The 20360-nt window shown below is 25.5% G+C and carries 21 protein-coding genes; 12 read left to right on the plus strand and 9 right to left on the minus strand.

The genetic code is table 11. From position 1 onward, the window contains the following. Positions 1-10: 10 nt before the first annotated feature. Together infA and AMRN_RS04730 are read left to right on the plus strand one after the other, a co-directional pair. Entirely contained in the window at positions 11-229 is a 219-nt protein-coding gene (gene infA, locus AMRN_RS04725; RefSeq protein ID WP_079577043.1) for a translation initiation factor IF-1, read from the plus strand. Positions 230-332: 103 nt separating this feature from the next. Next, positions 333-1550 carry a GGDEF domain-containing protein gene (locus AMRN_RS04730; RefSeq protein ID WP_118897369.1) on the plus strand — a complete coding sequence of 406 codons (1218 nt, stop codon included), beginning with the start codon at positions 333-335 and terminating at the stop codon, positions 1548-1550. A 15-nt stretch (positions 1551-1565) separates the two neighbouring features. Here AMRN_RS04730 and AMRN_RS04735 read toward each other — a convergent pair whose 3' ends face one another. After that, positions 1566-1775 carry a hypothetical protein gene (locus tag AMRN_RS04735; protein ID WP_099311751.1) on the minus strand — a complete coding sequence of 70 codons (210 nt, stop codon included), beginning with the start codon at positions 1773-1775 and terminating at the stop codon, positions 1566-1568. Positions 1776-1902: 127 nt separating this feature from the next. Between AMRN_RS04735 and AMRN_RS04740 the strand changes: the two genes are divergently transcribed. From AMRN_RS04740 to AMRN_RS04775, 8 genes are all read left to right on the plus strand, one after another. Continuing rightward, positions 1903-2568 carry a uracil-DNA glycosylase gene (locus tag AMRN_RS04740; RefSeq protein ID WP_099311753.1) on the plus strand — a complete coding sequence of 222 codons (666 nt, stop codon included), beginning with the start codon at positions 1903-1905 and terminating at the stop codon, positions 2566-2568. Next, entirely contained in the window at positions 2565-3677 is a 1113-nt protein-coding gene (locus tag AMRN_RS04745; protein ID WP_099311755.1) for a hypothetical protein, read from the plus strand. The genes AMRN_RS04740 and AMRN_RS04745 overlap by 4 nt, the downstream gene beginning before the upstream one ends. Positions 3678-3721: 44 nt before the next feature. Continuing rightward, positions 3722-5488 carry an aspartate--tRNA ligase gene (gene aspS, locus AMRN_RS04750; RefSeq protein WP_099311757.1) on the plus strand — a complete coding sequence of 589 codons (1767 nt, stop codon included), beginning with the start codon at positions 3722-3724 and terminating at the stop codon, positions 5486-5488. A gap of 17 nt (positions 5489-5505) precedes the next feature. Then, entirely contained in the window at positions 5506-6291 is a 786-nt protein-coding gene (locus AMRN_RS04755) for a metal ABC transporter solute-binding protein, Zn/Mn family (RefSeq protein ID WP_118897370.1), read from the plus strand. Between the two features lie 109 nt (positions 6292-6400). Beyond that, a complete protein-coding gene (locus AMRN_RS04760) occupies positions 6401-8872 on the plus strand; it encodes a chemotaxis protein CheW (protein WP_228150858.1) in 2472 nt (823 codons plus the stop codon). 185 nt (positions 8873-9057) lie between these two features. Next, positions 9058-10815: a YgiQ family radical SAM protein gene (locus AMRN_RS04765; RefSeq protein WP_099312594.1), complete on the plus strand. Its 1758-nt coding sequence runs from the start codon at positions 9058-9060 to the stop codon at positions 10813-10815. 81 nt (positions 10816-10896) lie between these two features. Continuing rightward, a complete protein-coding gene (locus tag AMRN_RS04770; RefSeq protein ID WP_099312596.1) occupies positions 10897-11466 on the plus strand; it encodes an adenylate kinase in 570 nt (189 codons plus the stop codon). A gap of 15 nt (positions 11467-11481) precedes the next feature. Next, on the plus strand, positions 11482-12261 hold the full coding sequence (locus AMRN_RS04775; RefSeq protein ID WP_228150859.1) for a competence/damage-inducible protein A: 780 nt from the start codon (positions 11482-11484) through the stop codon (positions 12259-12261). A gap of 2 nt (positions 12262-12263) precedes the next feature. Here AMRN_RS04775 and AMRN_RS04780 read toward each other — a convergent pair whose 3' ends face one another. From AMRN_RS04780 to pnuC, 6 genes are all read right to left on the minus strand, one after another. Then, positions 12264-12932, minus strand: a complete 669-nt coding sequence (locus AMRN_RS04780; protein WP_099312598.1) for a tetratricopeptide repeat protein — start codon at positions 12930-12932, stop codon at positions 12264-12266. Then, the gene (locus AMRN_RS04785) at positions 12929-13951 is read right to left on the minus strand and encodes an alanine racemase (RefSeq protein ID WP_099312600.1); all 1023 of its coding nucleotides are present in this window, start codon (positions 13949-13951) and stop codon (positions 12929-12931) included. The genes AMRN_RS04780 and AMRN_RS04785 overlap by 4 nt, the downstream gene beginning before the upstream one ends. Before the next feature lie 10 nt (positions 13952-13961). After that, complete coding sequence (gene uvrC / locus AMRN_RS04790) at positions 13962-15794, minus strand: excinuclease ABC subunit UvrC (RefSeq protein WP_099312601.1); 1833 nt, start codon at positions 15792-15794, stop codon at positions 13962-13964. Positions 15795-15830: 36 nt separating this feature from the next. Continuing rightward, the gene (locus AMRN_RS04795; protein ID WP_099312602.1) at positions 15831-16739 is read right to left on the minus strand and encodes a hypothetical protein; all 909 of its coding nucleotides are present in this window, start codon (positions 16737-16739) and stop codon (positions 15831-15833) included. A gap of 98 nt (positions 16740-16837) precedes the next feature. Next, positions 16838-17605 carry a choline/ethanolamine kinase family protein gene (locus AMRN_RS04800; RefSeq protein WP_191282160.1) on the minus strand — a complete coding sequence of 256 codons (768 nt, stop codon included), beginning with the start codon at positions 17603-17605 and terminating at the stop codon, positions 16838-16840. After that, on the minus strand, positions 17589-18197 hold the full coding sequence (gene pnuC / locus AMRN_RS04805; protein ID WP_322861998.1) for a nicotinamide riboside transporter PnuC: 609 nt from the start codon (positions 18195-18197) through the stop codon (positions 17589-17591). Before pnuC ends, AMRN_RS04800 begins: the two co-directional genes overlap by 17 nt. Before the next feature lie 118 nt (positions 18198-18315). On the opposite strand from pnuC, the gene AMRN_RS04810 reads away from it, so the two are divergent. After that, positions 18316-18594, plus strand: coding sequence for a putative quinol monooxygenase (locus AMRN_RS04810; RefSeq protein ID WP_099312575.1), 279 nt, complete (start codon positions 18316-18318; stop codon positions 18592-18594). Between the two features lie 10 nt (positions 18595-18604). Beyond that, positions 18605-19240, plus strand: coding sequence for a hypothetical protein (locus tag AMRN_RS04815; RefSeq protein ID WP_099312574.1), 636 nt, complete (start codon positions 18605-18607; stop codon positions 19238-19240). On the opposite strand, the gene AMRN_RS04820 is transcribed toward AMRN_RS04815, so the two are convergent. Together AMRN_RS04820 and AMRN_RS04825 are read right to left on the minus strand one after the other, a co-directional pair. After that, positions 19237-19737, minus strand: coding sequence for a SprT-like domain-containing protein (locus AMRN_RS04820; protein WP_099312572.1), 501 nt, complete (start codon positions 19735-19737; stop codon positions 19237-19239). The genes AMRN_RS04815 and AMRN_RS04820 overlap by 4 nt on opposite strands. A 3-nt stretch (positions 19738-19740) precedes the next feature. Then, positions 19741-20046, minus strand: coding sequence for a J domain-containing protein (locus tag AMRN_RS04825; RefSeq protein WP_228150938.1), 306 nt, complete (start codon positions 20044-20046; stop codon positions 19741-19743). Positions 20047-20360: the final 314 nt, after the last annotated feature.

Raw genomic sequence — 20360 nt, forward strand, 5'->3', positions numbered from 1 at the left:
GGAGAATAAAGTGGCAAAAGATGATGTAATTGTGATTGATGGTAAAGTTGTAGAGGCTTTACCAAATGCAATGTTTAGAGTAGAGCTAGACAACGGACATGTAGTTTTATGTCATATCTCAGGAAAAATGAGAATGCACTACATAAAGATTTTACCTGGTGATAAGGTAAAGGTAGAAATTACACCTTATTCACTTGATAAGGGTAGAATTACTCACAGATATAAGTAATTTTTATAAAAAGAGACAATAACTTATAATTTTGTCTCTTTTTTTCACTTCTTTTAGATGAATCTTGTTAAAATACTTTAAAATAATTAAAAGATGAAATAATATGGAAAATATAAAAACTATAATTAAAAATACTATCAAATCTTTAACAAGACAAGAAATAATCGCAACACCTTCAAATTATGCAAAAGAGTTTTATAAAGAAGCAAAAGAATTAAACTTTAATGTTGAAGAGCTAAATAAGTTTCATAAGTTATTAAAAAACTTAAGTGATGAAGAAAAGCTATATATAAGAGAAAATGATGTTACTACTTATTATGAATTAACTTTTTTACTTTTAAAACGTATAAATGATAAAGATTTAAAAAAGTTTATTGATAATTTAGATTTTTTACTTACTCCTTCCATTGATTATAATATTGAAAAAAAGATATCTGAACTAAAACTTGAATTAGAAGATAATCCTGAACGTTTAGTTAAAAATAGCACTATTAATAGATTAAGAAAATTTACAAATGAAAGAATTACAAGGGATAAAGTTGTAGTTCAAGAAAAAGCTAAAGATGTAAAAAAAGTAATTGGTCTTATGGGTAAATATTTTGATAAATGTTTATTACAAAGTGATGACACATCACAAGAAGTTTCAATGATTAAGACAGAACTTGAGAAGTTAGAATTATCTAAACACTCTGCAAGAGATTTAGCGATGCTTCAAAGCAAGCTTGTAAATACAATTCATAAGTTAGAAAATACAATAGATGAATCACAAGCTGAACTCTTTAAAGGCCAAAAAGATTGTGTTTATTTACAAAAACAAATAAATAAATTGGAACAAGATTTAAATGAAGTTAGTAGAGAAAAAGATATTGACTTTTTAACTGGTATTGCAAATAGAAGATCTTTTGTAGCAGAAGTTGATAAGATTGAAAATGAATATGAAATTTTTAAATCAAAATATGCAATAGTTTTTTATGATATAGATCATTTTAAATCTATAAATGATAATTATGGTCATGAGTGTGGTGATACTATTCTTACAACTTTTGCTACAATCTTAAAAAAACTAACAAGAGAAGAAGATGTAATATGTAGATATGGTGGCGAAGAAATTAGTTACTTAAAAAGAGTTAGAAATATTGTATCTACTAATAAGTTTGTTCATAAAGACATAAAATTAAAAATAAAATTTTGTGCGGGAGTTGTATATAGAAATAAATATAACTCTTATAAAGAAGCAATAAATCAAGCTGATTTACTTTTAAATAAAGCAAAACATGAAGGTAGAAATAAAATTATTATTGATACTGGTATTTACGTTTAATATTAAATATTTTGATTAAAGATTATCTTTAATTGAATTTATCTCTTTTTGAAGAAAATCTTTTTGATTTATCATCAATTCTAAATTTTTATCTAAAAATTCTTTTCTTTTATATGACTCAATAATAAAAGCATAAAGCTTAGGTCTTGTTTTCTTCCAGTTATGTAAAGTTGTTTTATTTACTCCTAAATCTTTTTCTAATATTCTAAGACTTGGTGAAGACATTATATATCCTGTATTTTATTTAAAAACTATTGTACAAAATAATGGAACGATAGTCAATATATAAAAAATATTTATATAAATTAATGGAACAAATTAATGTGAAAGTTAGTTTTTTGTAAAATTTCATATGACAAAAGCAGTAAAAAATAGAATTTTATATCAACTAAATTTTTTTAAGTCAATTGGGTATGAGTATCATAATAACGTTGAATTTGGAAATAATGAAATTAATAATTCAAATTTGCCAAATAACTTAACTGAATTAAAAACTATTGTTGAAAATTGTTACTTGTGTGATTTATGTAAAAGTAGGAAAAATGTACTTTTTGGGCAAGGAAATAGTGATGCAAAAATTCTTTTTATTTTAGATGAACCTAGTGCAAGTGAAGATGAATTAGGTCAGTTTTTTGTTGGTAAAAGTGGTGAAATACTTAAAAATATGATACAAAATGTTTTGATGTTAGATATTGATGATGTTTATATAACAAATATTGTAAAATGTAAATCAAATGATTCTTTTAATGCAACACATGCAAATAATTGTAGAGTCTATTTAGATAAACAAATTGAAATAGTAAATCCAATGTTAATTGTTACTTTTGGAGAAAAAGTTTATAAATACCTTACAAATGATAATGCATTATTTGAACAATTAAGAGGAAATATTTTACCTTATAAATATTATAATGTTTTACCTACTTTTTCACCTAATATTTTACTTAGAAATCCTTCACTTAAAAAGGAAGCATATTACGATATGCTAAAAATAAAATCTATACTGGAGATACATTGAAACATATAGTACTTGTAATTTCTATTGCTTTTTTATTTTTTGGTTGTACTCAAAAACAAAAAGTAATACAAACAGATAAGAAACAAGAAAACATAGAAATAAAAAAGTCAGACAATGAAGTTGAATTTGATAAAATTCCACAAGATAAAATTATTATTAATGAAGTTAAAACTATTGAAGACAGTGAATTAGATGATGTTTTTAAATTAGCAATTATTTACCCATCTAAGGTTGTTGGTAAGTATGCTAATAACACTGTTAACACAGTTACTGCATATTTATTATTTAAAAATGAAAAATTTAAAATTGAGACATTTGATACAAATAATGAAACAGAATTTTCTATAAAAAAAGGCATGGAAAGTATAAAAGATGCAGGATATAAAAATATTATTGCATTATTTACAAATGAGGGCTATAATAAAATAGAAGATTTATCTTTCTCAAGTGATTCAAGAATATATTTTCCTTTATTAAATAAAGAAGAAGTTAAGGTAACAAAAGATAATTTTATTTATGGTGGTATATCTTACTCAAAACAGATATCTTTACTTCAAAGTTTATCAAATGGTAAAAATATAATGTTTTACCAAAATAATTATTTAGGAAATAAGTTAAAATCTATTTACGAAAATAGTATTAAAAAATTTATTACTATAAAAAGTGTAGAAAATAGTAATAACGATTATAGAAGACTTATTAATGATAATAGATTAAATAAATCAACTATTATGCTTAATACTTCTATTATTAAAACTTCTATTATACTTTCTCAAATTAGAGCTTTTGAAAAAGAACCAGAAGTTGTTTTATCTACACAGTTAAATTTTAATCCATTTTTAATATCTTTAACTCAAGTTGAAGATAGAACTAGCTTTGTACTTGCTAATTCTATTGATGAAACTGATGAAAAACTTGAAGATATAATGGACTCGTTAGAGTCAAATATTGTTTATGATTGGGTAAATTACTCTTCACTTATTGGAGTTAATACTCTTTTTGATGACAATAAATCAGAATTGATTAAGACAAAGGTTAAAGGAAATGATGTTTTATATGAGCCAAAATTATATAAAAGCACAGCACACGGATTTCAAAAGATTAAGTAAATCTTGGGTATAATCGCGAATATTTAAAAAGACGGAGTTTAGAATTGAGAACGCATTATTGTACAGAAGTAACGGAAAAAAACATTGGTGATACGGTTACTGTTACAGGTTGGGTAAACAGTAGAAGAGATCATGGTGGAATTATATTTATTGATTTAAGAGATAAAGGTGGACTTGTTCAGTTAGTTTGTGACCCACAAGATAGCAAAGAGTCTTTAGAAAAAGCAGAAACAGTAAGAGATGAGTTTGTTCTTATAGCAACTGGTAAAGTAAGAGCAAGAGGTGAGGGATTAGAAAACCCTAACTTAACTACTGGGAAAATTGAGATTGTTGTTAGTGATTTAACTATTGAAAACAGATCAAAACCAATGCCTTTTGAATTAGGTGATGAAAAAGTAAATGAAGAAATTAGACTAAGAAATAGATTCTTAGAATTAAGAACACCAAAAGCTTATGATATTTTCAAATTAAGAAGTAAAGCTACTATCCAAGTTAGAAATACATTAGATGAATTAGGTTTTTTAGATGTTGAAACTCCAATTTTAACAAAATCAACACCTGAGGGTGCAAGGGATTATTTAGTGCCAAGTAGAGTTCATCCTGGTGAGTTTTATGCACTTCCTCAATCTCCTCAACTATTTAAACAATTACTAATGGTTTCTGGATTTGACAAATATTTTCAAATTGCAAAATGTTTTAGAGATGAAGATTTAAGAGCTGATAGACAACCTGAATTTACACAAATAGATATTGAGATGTCTTTTTGTAATCAAGAAGATATTATAAAAGTAGCTGAAAGATTAATATCTGATGTATTTAAAGCTTGTGGTAAAAATAATATCCCTACAACATTTACAAGAATGACTTATAAAGATGCTATGGAAAACTATGGTTCAGATAAACCTGATATGAGATTTGATATGCCTATGGTAGATGTTATTGATATTTTTGCTAACTCTACAAATGAAATCTTTGCTGATATTGCAAAAGATAAGAAAAACAATAGAATCAAAGCTTTAAGATGTCCAAATGGGGATAATATTTTCTCAAAAAGACAAATGAAAGGTTTTGAAGATTATGTAAGAAAATTTGGAGCTAAAGGTTTAGGTTACTTCCAAATGAAAGAGGATGGTTTAAAAGGTCCTTTAACTAAATTCTTTAGTGAAGAAGATTTAGAGCAAATTGTAAAAACAACTGAACTTGAAGTTGGTGATGTTGTATTCTTTGGAGCAGGTGATAAAAAAACTGTATGGGATTATATGGGAAGATTTAGACTTTATCTTGCAGAACAAATGGATATTGTTCCAGCTGATGCTTATGAGTTCTTATGGGTTGTTGATTTCCCAATGTTCGAAGTTGAAGATGGAAGAACAAAAGCATTACACCATCCATTTACTATGCCAAACTTAGAAAAATGTGATTTAGATAATATTGAGGATTTAGAAGATATTGAATCAATTGCATATGATTTAGTTTTAAATGGAACTGAACTTGGTGGTGGTTCAATAAGAATTCACAAAGAAGAGATTCAATCAAAAGTATTTGAACTTATGGGAATTTCAGAAGAAGAAGCACAAGAAAAATTTGGTTTCTTATTAAATGCCTTACAATATGGTGCGCCAAGCCATGGAGGAATTGCATTTGGTCTTGATAGATTAGTAATGCTTCTTGCAGGAACTGATTCTATTAGAGATGTTATTGCATTCCCTAAAACTCAAAAAGCTCAATGTTTATTAACTGATGCACCAAGTGCTGTTGATAATGAACAATTAAAAGAGTTAAGTCTAAGAATTAGACAACCTCAAGCTTAAATTTAAAAAGTATAGATATGAAAAAAATAATAATACTATTTTTTCTATCTATATCTATCTTGGCTGCAAAGCCAAGAGTTTCTGTATCAATTCTACCTTTAGAGTATATAATTGAAAAAATCACATTAAATAAGTTTTATCATATGTCACTATTTGATGAAAACTATTTAAATGAATTTCCATCAAAAAAGAAGATAAGAAAATTATCTTATTCTCCTATTTTTTTATCTATGAACTTACCAAGAGAAAAGAAATACATAAAAGATTTACAAGCAATAAGTAATATAAAAATAGTTGATGTTACAAAAGGAATTAATAAAATTGATAATAATCCATATATATGGATGGATCCAATAATTTTTAGAAAAATAGTTTTAAATGTTTATGATCAGATATTAAAACTTGATAGGGAACATAAAAATTTTTATGAGAATAATTTAAATAAATTTTTGAAAAATATTGATGAGATTTTTTTAGTTGTTAGAAAACAATTAAACAATGCCAAAAGTTATAATTTTTATGCTTTTGATAAATATTGGGATTATTATGCAAAAAGATATAGAATTAATTTAATAAAAAAAGAAAAGCATAAATTAAATGCTAAAGAGATTTATGAAACTATAATATTTGCAAGAGAAAACAATATAAATAAAACATTAGTAGATGAACATGATTCAAAAAAAATCATATCATTTTTTGCTCAAAATTCTGAAACAAAAATTATTAAAAATAATATTTTTAAAAAGAATTGGCAAAGCAATATCTTCATACTTACTCAAAAAATATCAGAAGAAAATAACTAACAAATTAAAAATTATATACAATTGTATATATACTATACACTAAAAACAATACAAAAAAATTCAAAAATTATATAATATTTATATCTAATCAATCTATAAGGGGAAAATCATGTCAGGATTGATAAATTATAAAGGTATAAATGTAAAAAAAGAGTTATATCCTATAATTAAGCATATTGAAGATGTAGATAAATATAGAGAAGAATTAGGCAGACTTAGTTCTTCTTGGGATATTTTTGCATTACTTGGACAACTTGGTGATATAAATATTGATATTGGCAAAACAAAAGAAAATTTCTTAAACCTTACTTCAACACTTTTAAATCATTTAAGTGAACAAACAATAAAAAAAGTAACTCAAGAGATGAATTTTAAATCTCAAGTTGCTATTGATGTTGTTATTAGAAATCTTTTTGAAAGAACTGCAGATATTGGATTTTTGGCAACGGATGATGATATTAGAACTTTTATTAAAAATTATGTTTCTGATTACAATAATGAAAGTATTGAACTTAAACATGAAATTCAAAAAAGATTTAAAGAGTATGTTGCAAAGTACTCTGTATATTTTGATATTGTTTTAGTAAATACAAAGGGTAAAATTTTAGTAAGACTTGATGAAGATGAAAAGTTAGAAAAAGTAGATTTTGAGTTTGTTAATGAAGTTTTAAATAGTACACAAGAGTATGTAGAAACTTATAGATATCATGATTTTTTACCCCATCATGAAAAAACATTGGTCTACTCTTATAAAGTTACAAAAACAAACAATCCCAGCTCTGAAAACCTTGGAGTATTATGTTTATGTTTTAAATTTCAAGATGAAATGAAAGGCATTTTTAATAATCTTATTGACCCCAAAAATAAAGAATCAATAACTATTTTAGATGAGCAAGGAGTTGTAATTGCTTCTAGTGATAAGGTACATATACCATTAGATTCAAAATTACCAATTGTATTAAATGAGCAATATAAAATTATATCATTTGCAGGAAGAGATTATATAGCAAAAACTTGCAAAACAAATGGATATCAAGGTTTTAAAGGACTTAATTGGTATGGGCATATTATGATACCTCTTGAGTATGCTTTTTTAAGTAATTACTTAGAAACTTTAAAAGTTGATGACAATGTTATTAATGCAATGATGGGAAATGAACAACATTTCTCAAAAGAGTTGCAAGAGGTTTTTAATAAAAGTAAGACAATTCAAGATAATCTAAATAGAGTAATTTGGAATGGAAATATTTCTCAAAGTAAAACTAACTCATCAAATAGAGAGTTTTCAAAGTCACTTTTAAATGAAATCGGAAGTACAGGAGTAAAAGCAAACTCTTCTTTAAGTAATTTAAATCAAACTATTATTAGCTCAATTTTAAAAGATAGTGAGTTTTTATCATCATTAGCAATTGATATTATGGATAGAAATCTTTATGAAAGAGCAAATGATTGTAGATGGTGGGCTTTAACTTCTTATTTTAGAAAAGCTTTAGATGATATAAATTCAATTTCATATAAACAAGATGAAATAAATTCAATATTAAAGTATATAAATGATTTATATACTGTCTATTCAAATCTTTTGATTTTTGATAAAGACGGGAAAATTATTGCAGTTTCAAATAAAGAAGAAGAGTATTTAATAGGAAAAGTATTGACTCAAGAGTGGGTAGATAAAACTTTAAATTTAGAAGATACATCAAAATATTGTGTATCAAAATTTGAAAAATCAAATTTATATAATAATGAATCAACATATATTTATTGTAGTGCAATTCGTTGTTTAAATGATGATAAAAAAATAAATGGTGGAATTGCAATTGTTTTTGATTCTACTTTTCAGTTTAATGCAATGCTTGATGAGACTTTACCAAGAAATAATAAAGGTGAAAAAGTTGATGGTGTTTTTGCACTATTTACAAATAAAAATAAAAATATTATATCTTCTACAAATGAAGAGTTTAAAATAGATACTTTTTTGGATTTAGATGATAGATTTTTTAATTTAAATAATGCTCAAAAGTTAAGTGAAATAGTTGAATATGAGGGTAAGTATTACGCTGTTGGAGTTAGATGTTCTTCTGGATATAGAGAGTATAAAAGTAATATTGATGATTATGTAAATGATGTATTATGCTTTGTATTTATTTATATAGGAGCGATTAATAATGGTAATAAAATTAAATATAAAGTAAAAGATAAATTTGCCTTATCTTCGAAAAAGAGTTTAACAAAAAATAGTGTTGACTTGGCAACTTTTTATTTAGGAAATAAATTCTTAGCAGTAGAAGCTAAAAATGTTATATCTTCAATTGGTATAGATAAACTTGAAGAGTCAATAGACATGGATAAAAACAATCATTTCAAAGGGATGGTTTTATATAAAGAAAACTTGATATCTGTACTTGATATTAGAAAGTTTATAAATGAAGATATCACAGATGATGGACTTGAAAATATTATATTACTTCAATATGATGAAGATAATATTGAACATTGTGTTGGAATATTAGTATCTTCTTTAGAAAATATCAGTGTTGTTGAAAAAAGTTCTATTCAACATATACAAAGTCACTTTTAGGTTCTGGTACATTAATTCAAAGTCTTGTTGATATTGAAGAAGAAGGTAGTTCAAAAGTAGCTATGATTCTTGATATTGAAAAAATTGATGACAATTTAACACAAGAGTTAAGCTAATTTGAAATTTATAGAATAAGTTAAATGATATTTAGGCACAATACAAAAAAATATTAAGGCCAAATATAAATGAATAAGAATGAATTTTTACCAACTACAAAAGAAGAGATGAAAAAGCGAGGCTGGGAAGAACTAGATGTTGTTTTAATCTCTGGCGATGCTTATATAGATTCACCTTTTATGGGAATTGCAGTTGTTGGAAGAATACTTGAAAGTATTGGGCTAAGGGTTGGTGTAATAGGGCAACCTGATATAAATAGTGATGTTGATGTAAAAAGATTGGGTGAACCAAAACTATTTTGGGGTGTTAGTGGTGGAAGTATTGATTCTATGGTATCAAACTATACTGCAACTAAAAAGTTTAGAAATAGTGATGATTATACTCCTGGTGGAAAAAACAATAAAAGACCTGATAGAGCAACACTTGTTTATACAAATTTAATTAGAAGATATTTTAAAAATACAGTACCAATTGTTTTAGGTGGTATAGAAGCAAGTCTTAGAAGATTAAGTCATTATGATTATTGGTCAAATAAGCTTAGAAAACCGATTTTATTTGATACAAAAGCTGATTATATGATTTATGGAATGGGTGAACAAGCTATTATCGATCTTGGTAACACACTAAGAGATGGTGGTGATCCTAAAAATATAAGAGGAGTTTGCTATATCTCAAAAGAACCTGTCTTAGAATATTTACAAATACCAAGTCATGAAGAGTGTTTAAGTAATAAAGAAAAATATATTGATTTATTTAAAGTATTTTATGACAATAATGATCCTGTGTACTCAAAAGGGCTTTGTCAAAAAGTAGATTCAAGATATCTAATCCAAAATCCTCCAAGTGATTATTTAGAAGAAAAAGAGATGGATAAAATCGCATCTTTTCCTTATCAAAGAGATGTTCACCCATATCACAAAAAAGATGGAAAAGTTAAATGTCTAGAAACAATTAAATTTTCAATTATGACTCATCATGGATGTTGGGGTGAGTGTAATTTTTGTGCAATAGCAGTTCATCAAGGACGAACTATTAGAACACGAAGTGAAGAGAATATTATTCAAGAAGCAAAAGATTTCACAAAAATGAAAGATTTTAAAGGAATAATTTCAGATGTTGGAGGTCCTACTGCAAATATGTACGGATATGAGTGCAAGAAAAAACTTAAAAAAGGTACATGTGTAGATAATTATAGGTGTGTTGATGATAAAAGACTTTGTAAAGCCATGAAAGTTGATCATAGCAGAAACATACAACTACTAAAAGATATAAGAGAAGTGCCTGGAGTTAAAAAAGCCTTTGTAGCTTCAGGAGTAAGATATGATTTAATTACTGCTGATAAAAAACATGGATACGATTATTTAAAGCAGATGGTAAATCATCATATCTCTGGACAAATGAAAGTTGCGCCTGAACATACAGATGATGAGGTTTTATATCATATGGGAAAACCTGGAAAACAAACACTAATTGACTTTAAAAAGATGTATGATAAGCTAAATAAAGAATCAGGTAAAAAGCAGTTTTTAACTTACTATTTAATTGCAGCTCATCCAGGTTGTAAAGAGAAGCATATGCATGAACTTAAACAGTTTACAACACATGAGTTAAAGATGAATCCAGAGCAAGCACAAGTCTTTACTCCAACTCCTGGAACATACTCAGCTGTGATGTATTATACTGAAATGGACCCATTTACAAAAAAGAAAATATTTGTAGAAAAAGATACAAGAAGAAAAGAGAAACAAAAAGAGATTGTAATTCAAAAAAGAACATATAATAAAAATGATAAGAGAAAAATATCTTCATATGGTATGCAAGGATAAAACAAAAAAACTTGTATAAGTTGCTTTTTGCTATAATACGGCCAATTTAATATGTTTATAAAAATTGATAAGGGAATATTTATGAAAAAACTTTTTTTAATTATTGGTGCACCAGGAAGTGGTAAAACAACAGATGCAGAGCTAATTGCCCAAAAACACGAAAATATTACTCATTATTCAACTGGTGATATGTTCAGAGCAGAAGTAGCAAGTGGAAGCCAAAGAGGACAACTAATTGATTCATATGTATCAAAAGGGAATCTTGTACCAATTGATATTGTTATTGAAACAATTGTAGGTGCTATTAAAAATGCTCCAACAGATGTTGTTGTTATTGATGGTTATCCAAGAAGTGGTGAACAAATGACTGAGTTAGATAAATACTTAGAAAATGAAACAGAAGTTGAATTAATAAACTGTATTGAAGTTCAAGTATCACAAGAAGTTGCAAAAGATAGAGTTCTTGGTCGAGCAAGAGGTGCTGATGATAATGTTGAGGTATTTAACAATAGAATGAAAGTATATACAGATCCATTAAAAGAGATTCAAGAATTTTATACAAAAAAAGAGCTTTTAAAGAAGATTGATGGTGAAAGAACTATTGAAGAAATTGTTGCTGAAATGGACGAATTTATTCAATCAAAAATCTAATTTAAAGTAATAAAAGTGAAAAAAAACGAAGATTTAATTAACTTTTATTCAGTAATTATTGGAACAGAACTTTTAAATGGGCGTCGTAAAGATGCCCATTTTGCTTTTTTAAATAAAGAACTTCTAAAAAGAGGGTGGAGACATAAAGCCTCTTTTGTAATTGAAGATGATCCTAAACTAATGGAAAATATATATAATCTTATAAAAGCAGATGAAAACTCTGTGATGTTTAGTTTTGGTGGAATTGGTTCTACTCCTGATGATTTGACAAGAGAAGTTGCAGCAAAAGTTTTTAGAGATGGTGAAATGTATTTTCATGAAGAAGCAAAAGCTTTAATTGAAAATCAGTTTAAAGAAGAAGCCTATCCACATAGAATAAATATGTCATATCTTCCAAAAAATGCAAAACTTCTTGATAATATTGTAAATAATGTACCTGGTTTTTATTTGGATGATAGATTCTTTTTTACACCTGGATTTCCATCTATGAGTCAAGCTATGGTTTTACAAGCATTAGATACTTATTATTGTAAAAATAGTGTTGTAAAGTATAGGTTATCTTTAACTGCTGCTTGTGGTGAGAGTGATTTAATTGACATAATGAAACAAGTAAATAGTGATGAAGTTGAATTGTCTTCACTACCAAGGTTTATTGATAATCATAAAAGAGCTACGGTAATATCACTTAATTCAACAAGTAAGAAAGCTGTAGAAAAGTATTATGATTTATTTGTACAATATCTAAAAACAAAAAGAATTGATTGTTTCTTAGAAGATATTGCTAAAAGAGATTAATTTTATTCTGGTTCTGTGTAAAAATTAAATTTGAAACCTTTATCTTCTGGATATCTTCTTAAATTATAATCTTCATATACTTTTATACATAAAGGATGATTTTTTTTCATTCCTTCTTTTGCAAAGGTATGAGCTCTTCCAAAGTTAGGAAATACTCCTTGTCCACTAGCATACATTAAAGCAAGATTACAATGTGCTTCTGTAAAACCAGCTTTTGAAGCCTTTTCAAAATATTTTACTGCTAGTTTATAGTCTTTATCCACTGCAATACCACTAACTAGAATTTTTCCCATCATATTATAAGCTGGAACATAATTTGCATTACTTAACTCTAAAAAGAGATTATAGGCTTTTTTTTCATCATAATAAGCTAACTTCTTATTTAAATAAAGTTTCCCAAGATAATAACCTGCTTTTTTATCTCCTAATGTTGCACCTTTTGTTAAAAGAACAAATGTATTACTTATATTTCTTTGAATCTCTTCACCTTTTGCATAAATCATTGCAAGTCTAAAAATAGCTTTTGTATTATCTTTTTGTGCAAGATCTTTATAATAACCTAATGCTTCTAATACACCATTTTCTTTTTCAATACTCTTAACTTGTTCAAATGTCATTGCACTTGAAAATGTAATAAATGCAATAAATACAAAAAAATATTTTATAATCATATTATCTCTTTTTTTATATTGGGATTTAATGTTGTAATAATTTCATATGTAATTGTATCATGAATTTTTGCTAATTGTCTAACATCATCAAAAATACAAACTTCTTCATCTTGACTATTTATACTTAGATTATCCATTGATACTCTACCTAAAATCTTATATCCTTTAGGAGTGATATACTTATGTTTTTCATTTAATCTTAAAAAGCCATCTCCATATCCAACATCATAAGTTGATACAGTCATATCTTTTTTTGCAAAATAACTTCCACCATAACCAATTCTTTGACCTTTTTTTATTTCACGTGTAGAGATTTTTTGAGCCCAAAATGACATTACAGGTTTTAATTTAGGATTATTAAATATTGTGTCAGTTTCTAAATATCCATATGTTGCTATTCCAACTCTTGCAAAATCTTCATCAAAATCTTTTACTCTAAATAGTGCTGATGAGTTAGCTGAATGAAACTTTGGAGTTGGTATTGAAAGTTTTTCACATGTGCTTTTCACTTCTTGTTTTATTTGCTCAAAATTTGATCTTTGCCAATAGAAATCTGTAGATAATTCATCTGCACATCTATAGTGTGTGAATAAACCTGTGAACTTTAAGTTTTGTTCACAAATCCCAATAATAGCCTCTTTAAGCTGTTTTTTATTTATTCCATTTCTATGCATTCCTGAATCAATTTTTAGATGAACCTTCGTATTTATGGGCAGTTTTTTAATTTGTTCTAAAGAGTTAACTGCTATGTGAAAAGTATGTGAATAAGTGCTGTTTTCTACATCAGCTAATATTAAGACATCCTCAAAAAAGTTATTAATTTTCAATGCTTCTTCATGGGTTCTAACTACTGCTTTTTTTATTCCATATTCACTTGCAAGTTTTGCTATTTCAAGTAATCCATGCCCATAAGCATTATCTTTTAATACGATTGCAACTTTTTCTATCCCTTTTGCTTGTTTTGAAATTAGATTTAGATTGTGAAATAAATTTTCTCTGTTTAAAATTATTTTTGCCAATTTGTAGCCTTTAGTTATCTAATGTTTTAAAATAGTTTATTAATAATGAAGCATCCTTTTCATTTAAAACAATTTTTAGTTCATCAAAAGATGCATTTTTTATTTTTTCAAATTCTCCAAAATATAAAAGAAGTTTTTTGACTTTAGCTTCACCAATTCCTTTTATTTGAAGTAAAGATATTTTACTATCATCTTTTCTTTTTTGTTTTTTATGAAAAGAGATTGCAAATCTATGTGCTTCATCTCTTAGTCTTTGAATAAATTGTAATCTTTTATCACTTGGAAGTAAATCTACTCTTTTTATATTACTATTTTCTTCAAAATAGATTATATCTTTTGCACTTCCTTTTGCTCTATGTGCTTTAAAATCAAGTTTTTCTTTTGCAATTGCAATTATATCAAGATTTACTCCCACAGAGTTTCTTATATCAATAGCAAGTTTTAATAAAGTTTCTCCTCCATCAATAACCCAAACATCAGGAGCTGGATTTTTTTCAAAACTTTGTACTCTTCTTATTAGTGTTTCTTTCATTTGTGCATATTCATCTTTTGCTTCAAGATTATAATGTCTATAATCTGCTTTTATAAACTTCTCTTCCCAAGTAATCATTGCGCCAACTGTTGCTTGACCCATCATATGTGAGTTATCAAAGCATTCAAATCTATTTGGTGTATATGAAAGGTTTAATAACTCTTGTAGTTGTTTATAAATAGTAGTTGCATTACTATTTTGAAGTCTTAAAAGCTCATTACAGTTATTTATTGCAATTTTTATAATTTGTGTTTTCTTCCCTCTTTTTGGATGAATGATTGGGATATTTTTTTCAAATCTATCTTTTATAAACTCTTGAAGCTCTTCAATTTCTTGTGTTATCTCATCAGCTACAACTATCTCTTTTGGTAGTAAAGGAATTTCATTGTCATAATAGTTAATTATTGCTCTTTTATATGCTTCATTTAGGTCTATGTCTAGCTCTTTTTGATTTATTTTTAAATAGTCATGGTTACTTGAAGCTAACTTACCATCTCTAAAAAACATTCTTACTATTACCGCTTTTTCTTTAGATGCTTTTATTGCAAATAAATCTAGATTATCATTACTTGCTAAATCCATTCCTGTATGGATTTGAGATTTTTCAATTGTTTTAATTCTATCTCTAATTTTCATAGCTTCTTCAAATCTAAACTCTTCTGAGTATTGAAGCATTCTTTCATTTAATTTTTTAATTAACTTATTTTTATTGTATATATATTCTAAGGCTTCATCAACTATTTTACTATACTCTTCTTTTGAAATTTTTCCAACACAAGGAGCATAACACTTTTTTATTTGATGAAAAAGACAAGCTTCTTTTCCTTTAATACAAGATTTTTTTTGTACTAAAGGAATTATTTCATAAATACTATCAAGCATATCTCTAGCACCAGTGGAATATGGACCAAAGTATTTAATATTTTTATCTTTTAATACTTTTCTTGTTATTTCTAATCTTGGAAAATCTTCTTTATAATCAATAACAATATAAGGATATGTTTTATCATCTCTTAATAAAATATTGTATTTTGGTTTAAGTTGTTTAATAAGTGAATTTTCAAGTATAAGTGCATCATGTTCATTTGGTGCAATAATCCACTCTAAAGATTTCACTTCTGTTATCATTTTGTAAATTCTAGGACTTAATTTATCAGCAGGTGCTAAATTAGGAGTAAATTTAAAATATGATTTGACTCTATTTTTTAGTACTTTTGCTTTTCCTATATAAAGTAAGTGTCCATCTTTATTAAAGTACTGATAAACACCAGCACTATTTGGTAATTCTTTAAGTTTTTCTTCTAAGTTCATAAATAAATTTTATCCAAAAGTTTATACGCTTTTGTTTTAATGATAATTTATATAATAAGGTCTTACCATTATTTTTTGATTTCCAACTGGTTCAAAGCCTAAAATTTGTTTTGGAGTCATAATAGGTTTTATATCATTTTTATAAAATATCTTAAAACCTCCAATTGCTTTATCTATTTGAGTAGTTGCAGCATACAAACCATTATATATTTTAATTTTTACTTGTGCACTTCCATGACCATCTATATTGTATATTAGTTTTATATTATCATAGTTTTTTACTTGTTCTTTTTGTCTTAACATTCTTTTGTGAAACATATGAATTATAAGTTTTTTTTCTTGATTGATATTATTTTCTTTTAAATATGTACTAATTAATTCTTGTGCTTCATTTAGTTGATTTGCAAATATGTGTCCTATATATCTTCCTGGTGGATATCTTCTATGTTTTGGAATTTTAAATTCTGGATCTATTGCTAGATGAACATTTTCATATTTTAAATATTTTAATACAGGTTTTATTGCTTCATAAGGAGTGTAAGTGCCAAGTTGTAAATCAATAATTACTAAAAAGTTCTCTTTTTGTGCTCTTTTTATATATTTTAAAACTGTTTTTTCACTCATTCCTAAAAGATAATCATTTCTTCTTCCTGGATCTTTTGTTGCAAGTGAATGTATTAAATGAAAAGCAAGTTTTACATCTAGTTTATTTTCTAACTCAGTATTGAAATATTTTTGTTTTTCTCTCATCTTTTTAATTAGTTCATCAAGATTAGTTTCCCCAAGTATTCCAAGTGTTGGAGAGTTTGGTCTTCCATAATAGCCAATTAATACTTCTTCTTTTTTTAAAACAGTATTAGCTTGATTTGTATCGATTATATTTGCAAATATCTCTTGTGAAAATAGGATAAAAAGTAAAGTAGTAGTTAGTAAAATTTTTTTCATTTATTCTTTCTTTTAAATTGTGTTTATATTTTGTGAAAGTATAATATAAAATCTTAAAAATTTAATTTAAGTAAAAGTAAATAGCTGTAAAAACAAACTTATAAATTTGCGTTAAACCATAATCTACATATATAAAAGTATATTTTTTTATATGTTTCTAGCTTTTGTAAATCTTTTTTTCTTACTTTATTAAAGTATGTATTTAATAAAACCCTTGTTTTTCTTGTATTTAATTTAAATTCAATACAAATAGTAGCTAAATCAAAGAAAATATCATTTATTCCAGCATATTCCCAGTCAATTATAAAAACGTCTTTTTTTGAAAAGATAATATTTTTACAGTTTAAATCATGGTGGCATAAAGCATAATTATTTTTATATTTTTTACTCTTTTTTATCTCTTTTTTTAGTTTAAATAATAGTTTTAAACTATTTTTATCCTTTAGTACTTTTTTATAATATTTAAGATCTTTAGAAAAATCATATTTTTTTGACTTTAGTTTTATTTTATGAATTTTTTTTACTTTTTTTATCAAAACTTTTAGTTGAGCATTATTAAGTCTATCTTTGTGCTCACCTTTTATATATTTTGAAATTAGTAGACTATTTTTTTTATCAAAATAGTAAGGTTTTGCACTAATATTTTGATTATGTGCTTTTTTTTGTGCTTGATATTCAAACTCTCTGTTTATATTAACACTTCTATTTGAGTGGAAAACTCTTAATACATAAGCTTTTTTTTCTGTTTTTACAAGGTAGTTTGTATTGCAAAGACCTTGATTTTTAAACAAGTTTATACTCTTTATTTTTTTATTTTTAAAAAAATCGTGGGTTTTTAAAAAATTTATATCAATTTGTTTTTTCATATTCACTTTTCCACTTAATAAATGCAACAATTGCAAGTATTGTATAAATTGCAAATAAAACAGCTGTTAAATAAAACTGTTTATTTATATAAATATAAATAGATACTGTATCAATTACTATCCAGTAAATCCAGTTTTCTATTATTTTTTTTGTAAGTAAATAAGTACTGTATATTGCAAAAATAGTTGTAAATGTATCAAGGTATGCAAAATCAGCACTTGTATAGTTTTGCATATAAAATCCAAGAATTAAAGAAAGAATTGATAATAAGATTATTATTTTTATATTTGTTTTAATACCAAATGAAGATATTTCTAACTCTTTATTCTCTTTTATATTTGAATATTTCCAAGAATACCAACCATATATAGCCATAAGTAAATAATATGCATTTAAAAATGAATCCATTAAAAGTGAAGCATCAAAGAAAATAATTGTATAGATTAAAGTACTAAAAAATGCTGCTACGAAGCACCAAACATTTTGTTTTATTGCTAAAAAAAGGTATAAAATAGATAAAAACATAGCTATAGCTTCTAAAGAAGTTGTTGTTTTTGTTGTTTGAATTAGTGCATCAAAAAAAGTTTCTATATTTTATCCTTTATAAAATTGAAAATATATCTAAACCTAGATAAAATTACACAATATGTAAGTATCATCTAATTAATGATAGTGTACATTACGAATTAAAAAAAACTATAGGAATACAATGAGTTTAGTAAAACAGACAGTTTACATTGCAAAGCAAACAAAAGAAAATGATTTGAAAAAACTACTTTTTACTCACCTTCTAAATGTTAATAAAGTGCAAGGATGCAAAAATTATGAAGTTTATGAAGCAGATGATGATGAAACAGAGTTATTAGTTTTTGAAGAATGGGATAATCAAGAGTATTATAATACATATACTCAAACTCAAGATTATAAAAACTTTAGTGAACAAAAAAAGAGTTTAATAAAAAGAGAAGAAGTTCTTCCAAATTTTTAAAGGCAAGATTTTGATAGAAAAAAAAGATATAGTAGAAGAAATACGCCAAGATTTAAGTAATAATAAAAAGTTAGATGAAATTTTAAAAGATTTAGAATATGAAGCAAACTTAGCAAAGTGGGCACATAGATTTTCTACTGAAGAATTTGATAAAAATGTAACTTTATCAAGAAAACTTTTTCATTATGTATTATCAACTGCAAAAGATTATAGAGATTATGTAGATTTTGCATTTTATATTAGCAAAAAAGATGGATTAGAAGATAATAATTTAGCAAAAGAAGCTTACAAATTAGCAGTTACAAAAATTACATTACTTAGAGATTTACGTACTGTTGCAGATATTTTAGCAAAAGAAAAAGACTCTTTTTATGATAAAGAGATGGCAAAAAGTATTTATAGTGAAGCAATTGAAAAAGCTACAATTGTTTATGAGTATTTAACTATTGCTGAATCTTTAAGTGATAAAGAGTTATTAAATGATAAAAAATGGGCAAAAGAAGTTTATGAAGAAGCTATAAAGATTTCATCAACTGCTGATGAAATAGAAACAATTGCTCAATCAATAGCAAATGAAGATACTTTAGATGATGATAAATGGTCAAATGAAGTATTTGCTTTAAGTTCAAAATATAAAAATGATTAATTAAAAGGATTTGTTTTTTCAATGATTATATCATTGTGATTAACAAATCTATCACACTTCTTTCCTTCTAAAAAAATACAAATTTCTTGCCATTTTTTAGAATGACCACCATTTTGTCTTGAAAAGTCACCTAATATAAACATTATTGCATGAGCATATTCATGGGGCAAAACAGAATCAATCATATAATTAACATTTTCTTTAAATCTATTTTTATTTAAATATATAACTATTTTTTCATCAAAGCTATATTTTGTTTTACCAAAAAGGTTACTTTTCATATCTTTTGATATTAATATGGGTATATTATAGTTTATGTTGTATTTTTCTAAAGCAAGACTTTTTAAATATTTTGTTTTTTCTTGAATTCTTAAAATAGTATCTTTTGTTAAAGGTTTTGTGTCAAATTGATAATCTTTATACCAAAGATATATTAAAAAAATAGTACTAATCGTAGTTAGGAATAAAAAAATATTAAATACTTTTTTTATTCCCATTATTTATCCTAAGTGTTGAAAAAGTACATCTTTATAGTGGTTTAATTCTTGCATCAAACTATCATCACTGTTATTAATATCTGGATGATATTTTCTTGCTAATTCTTTGTATCTTTTTTTTACTTCTTCTTTTGTTGGTGTATGAGTAAATCCAAAAAACTCTTTTGCTTTTTCCACTTCTCCAAGTCCTGGTCTTTGTGCAAATTGTTGATTGAAATTATTAAAATCAAAGTCTCTAAAATCAAAATTTTGATTTGCACCTTGTCTAAAATCACCTTGAGTATAAGTAAATTTAAATTCATTTGACATTTTTTTTAATTTTTTATAAATAAAAAAATATCCAAGTAAAAATATAGTTATGATAATTACTAAAAAAGTTCCAAAATTAGTAAAAATAAGATATAAAATAAATAATAAGATACCAACTCTTATTAGTCGATTGAAAATATATATAATTGTATTATTGTACATTTGTATTAAAATTCCCTTTGTTCTTAAAAGTTTAATATTATAATATAAACATGTAAAATCTTTATAATAAAATATCAATTATACAAAAAGAATCGAATAAGTAAATAAAAATAAAAGTAATTGAATCTTTTTTTTATAATTACTTTATGAGC

Origin of the sequence: Malaciobacter marinus, assembly GCF_003544855.1 — a bacterium.
GTDB classification, from domain to species: Bacteria; Campylobacterota; Campylobacteria; order Campylobacterales; family Arcobacteraceae; genus Malaciobacter; species Malaciobacter marinus.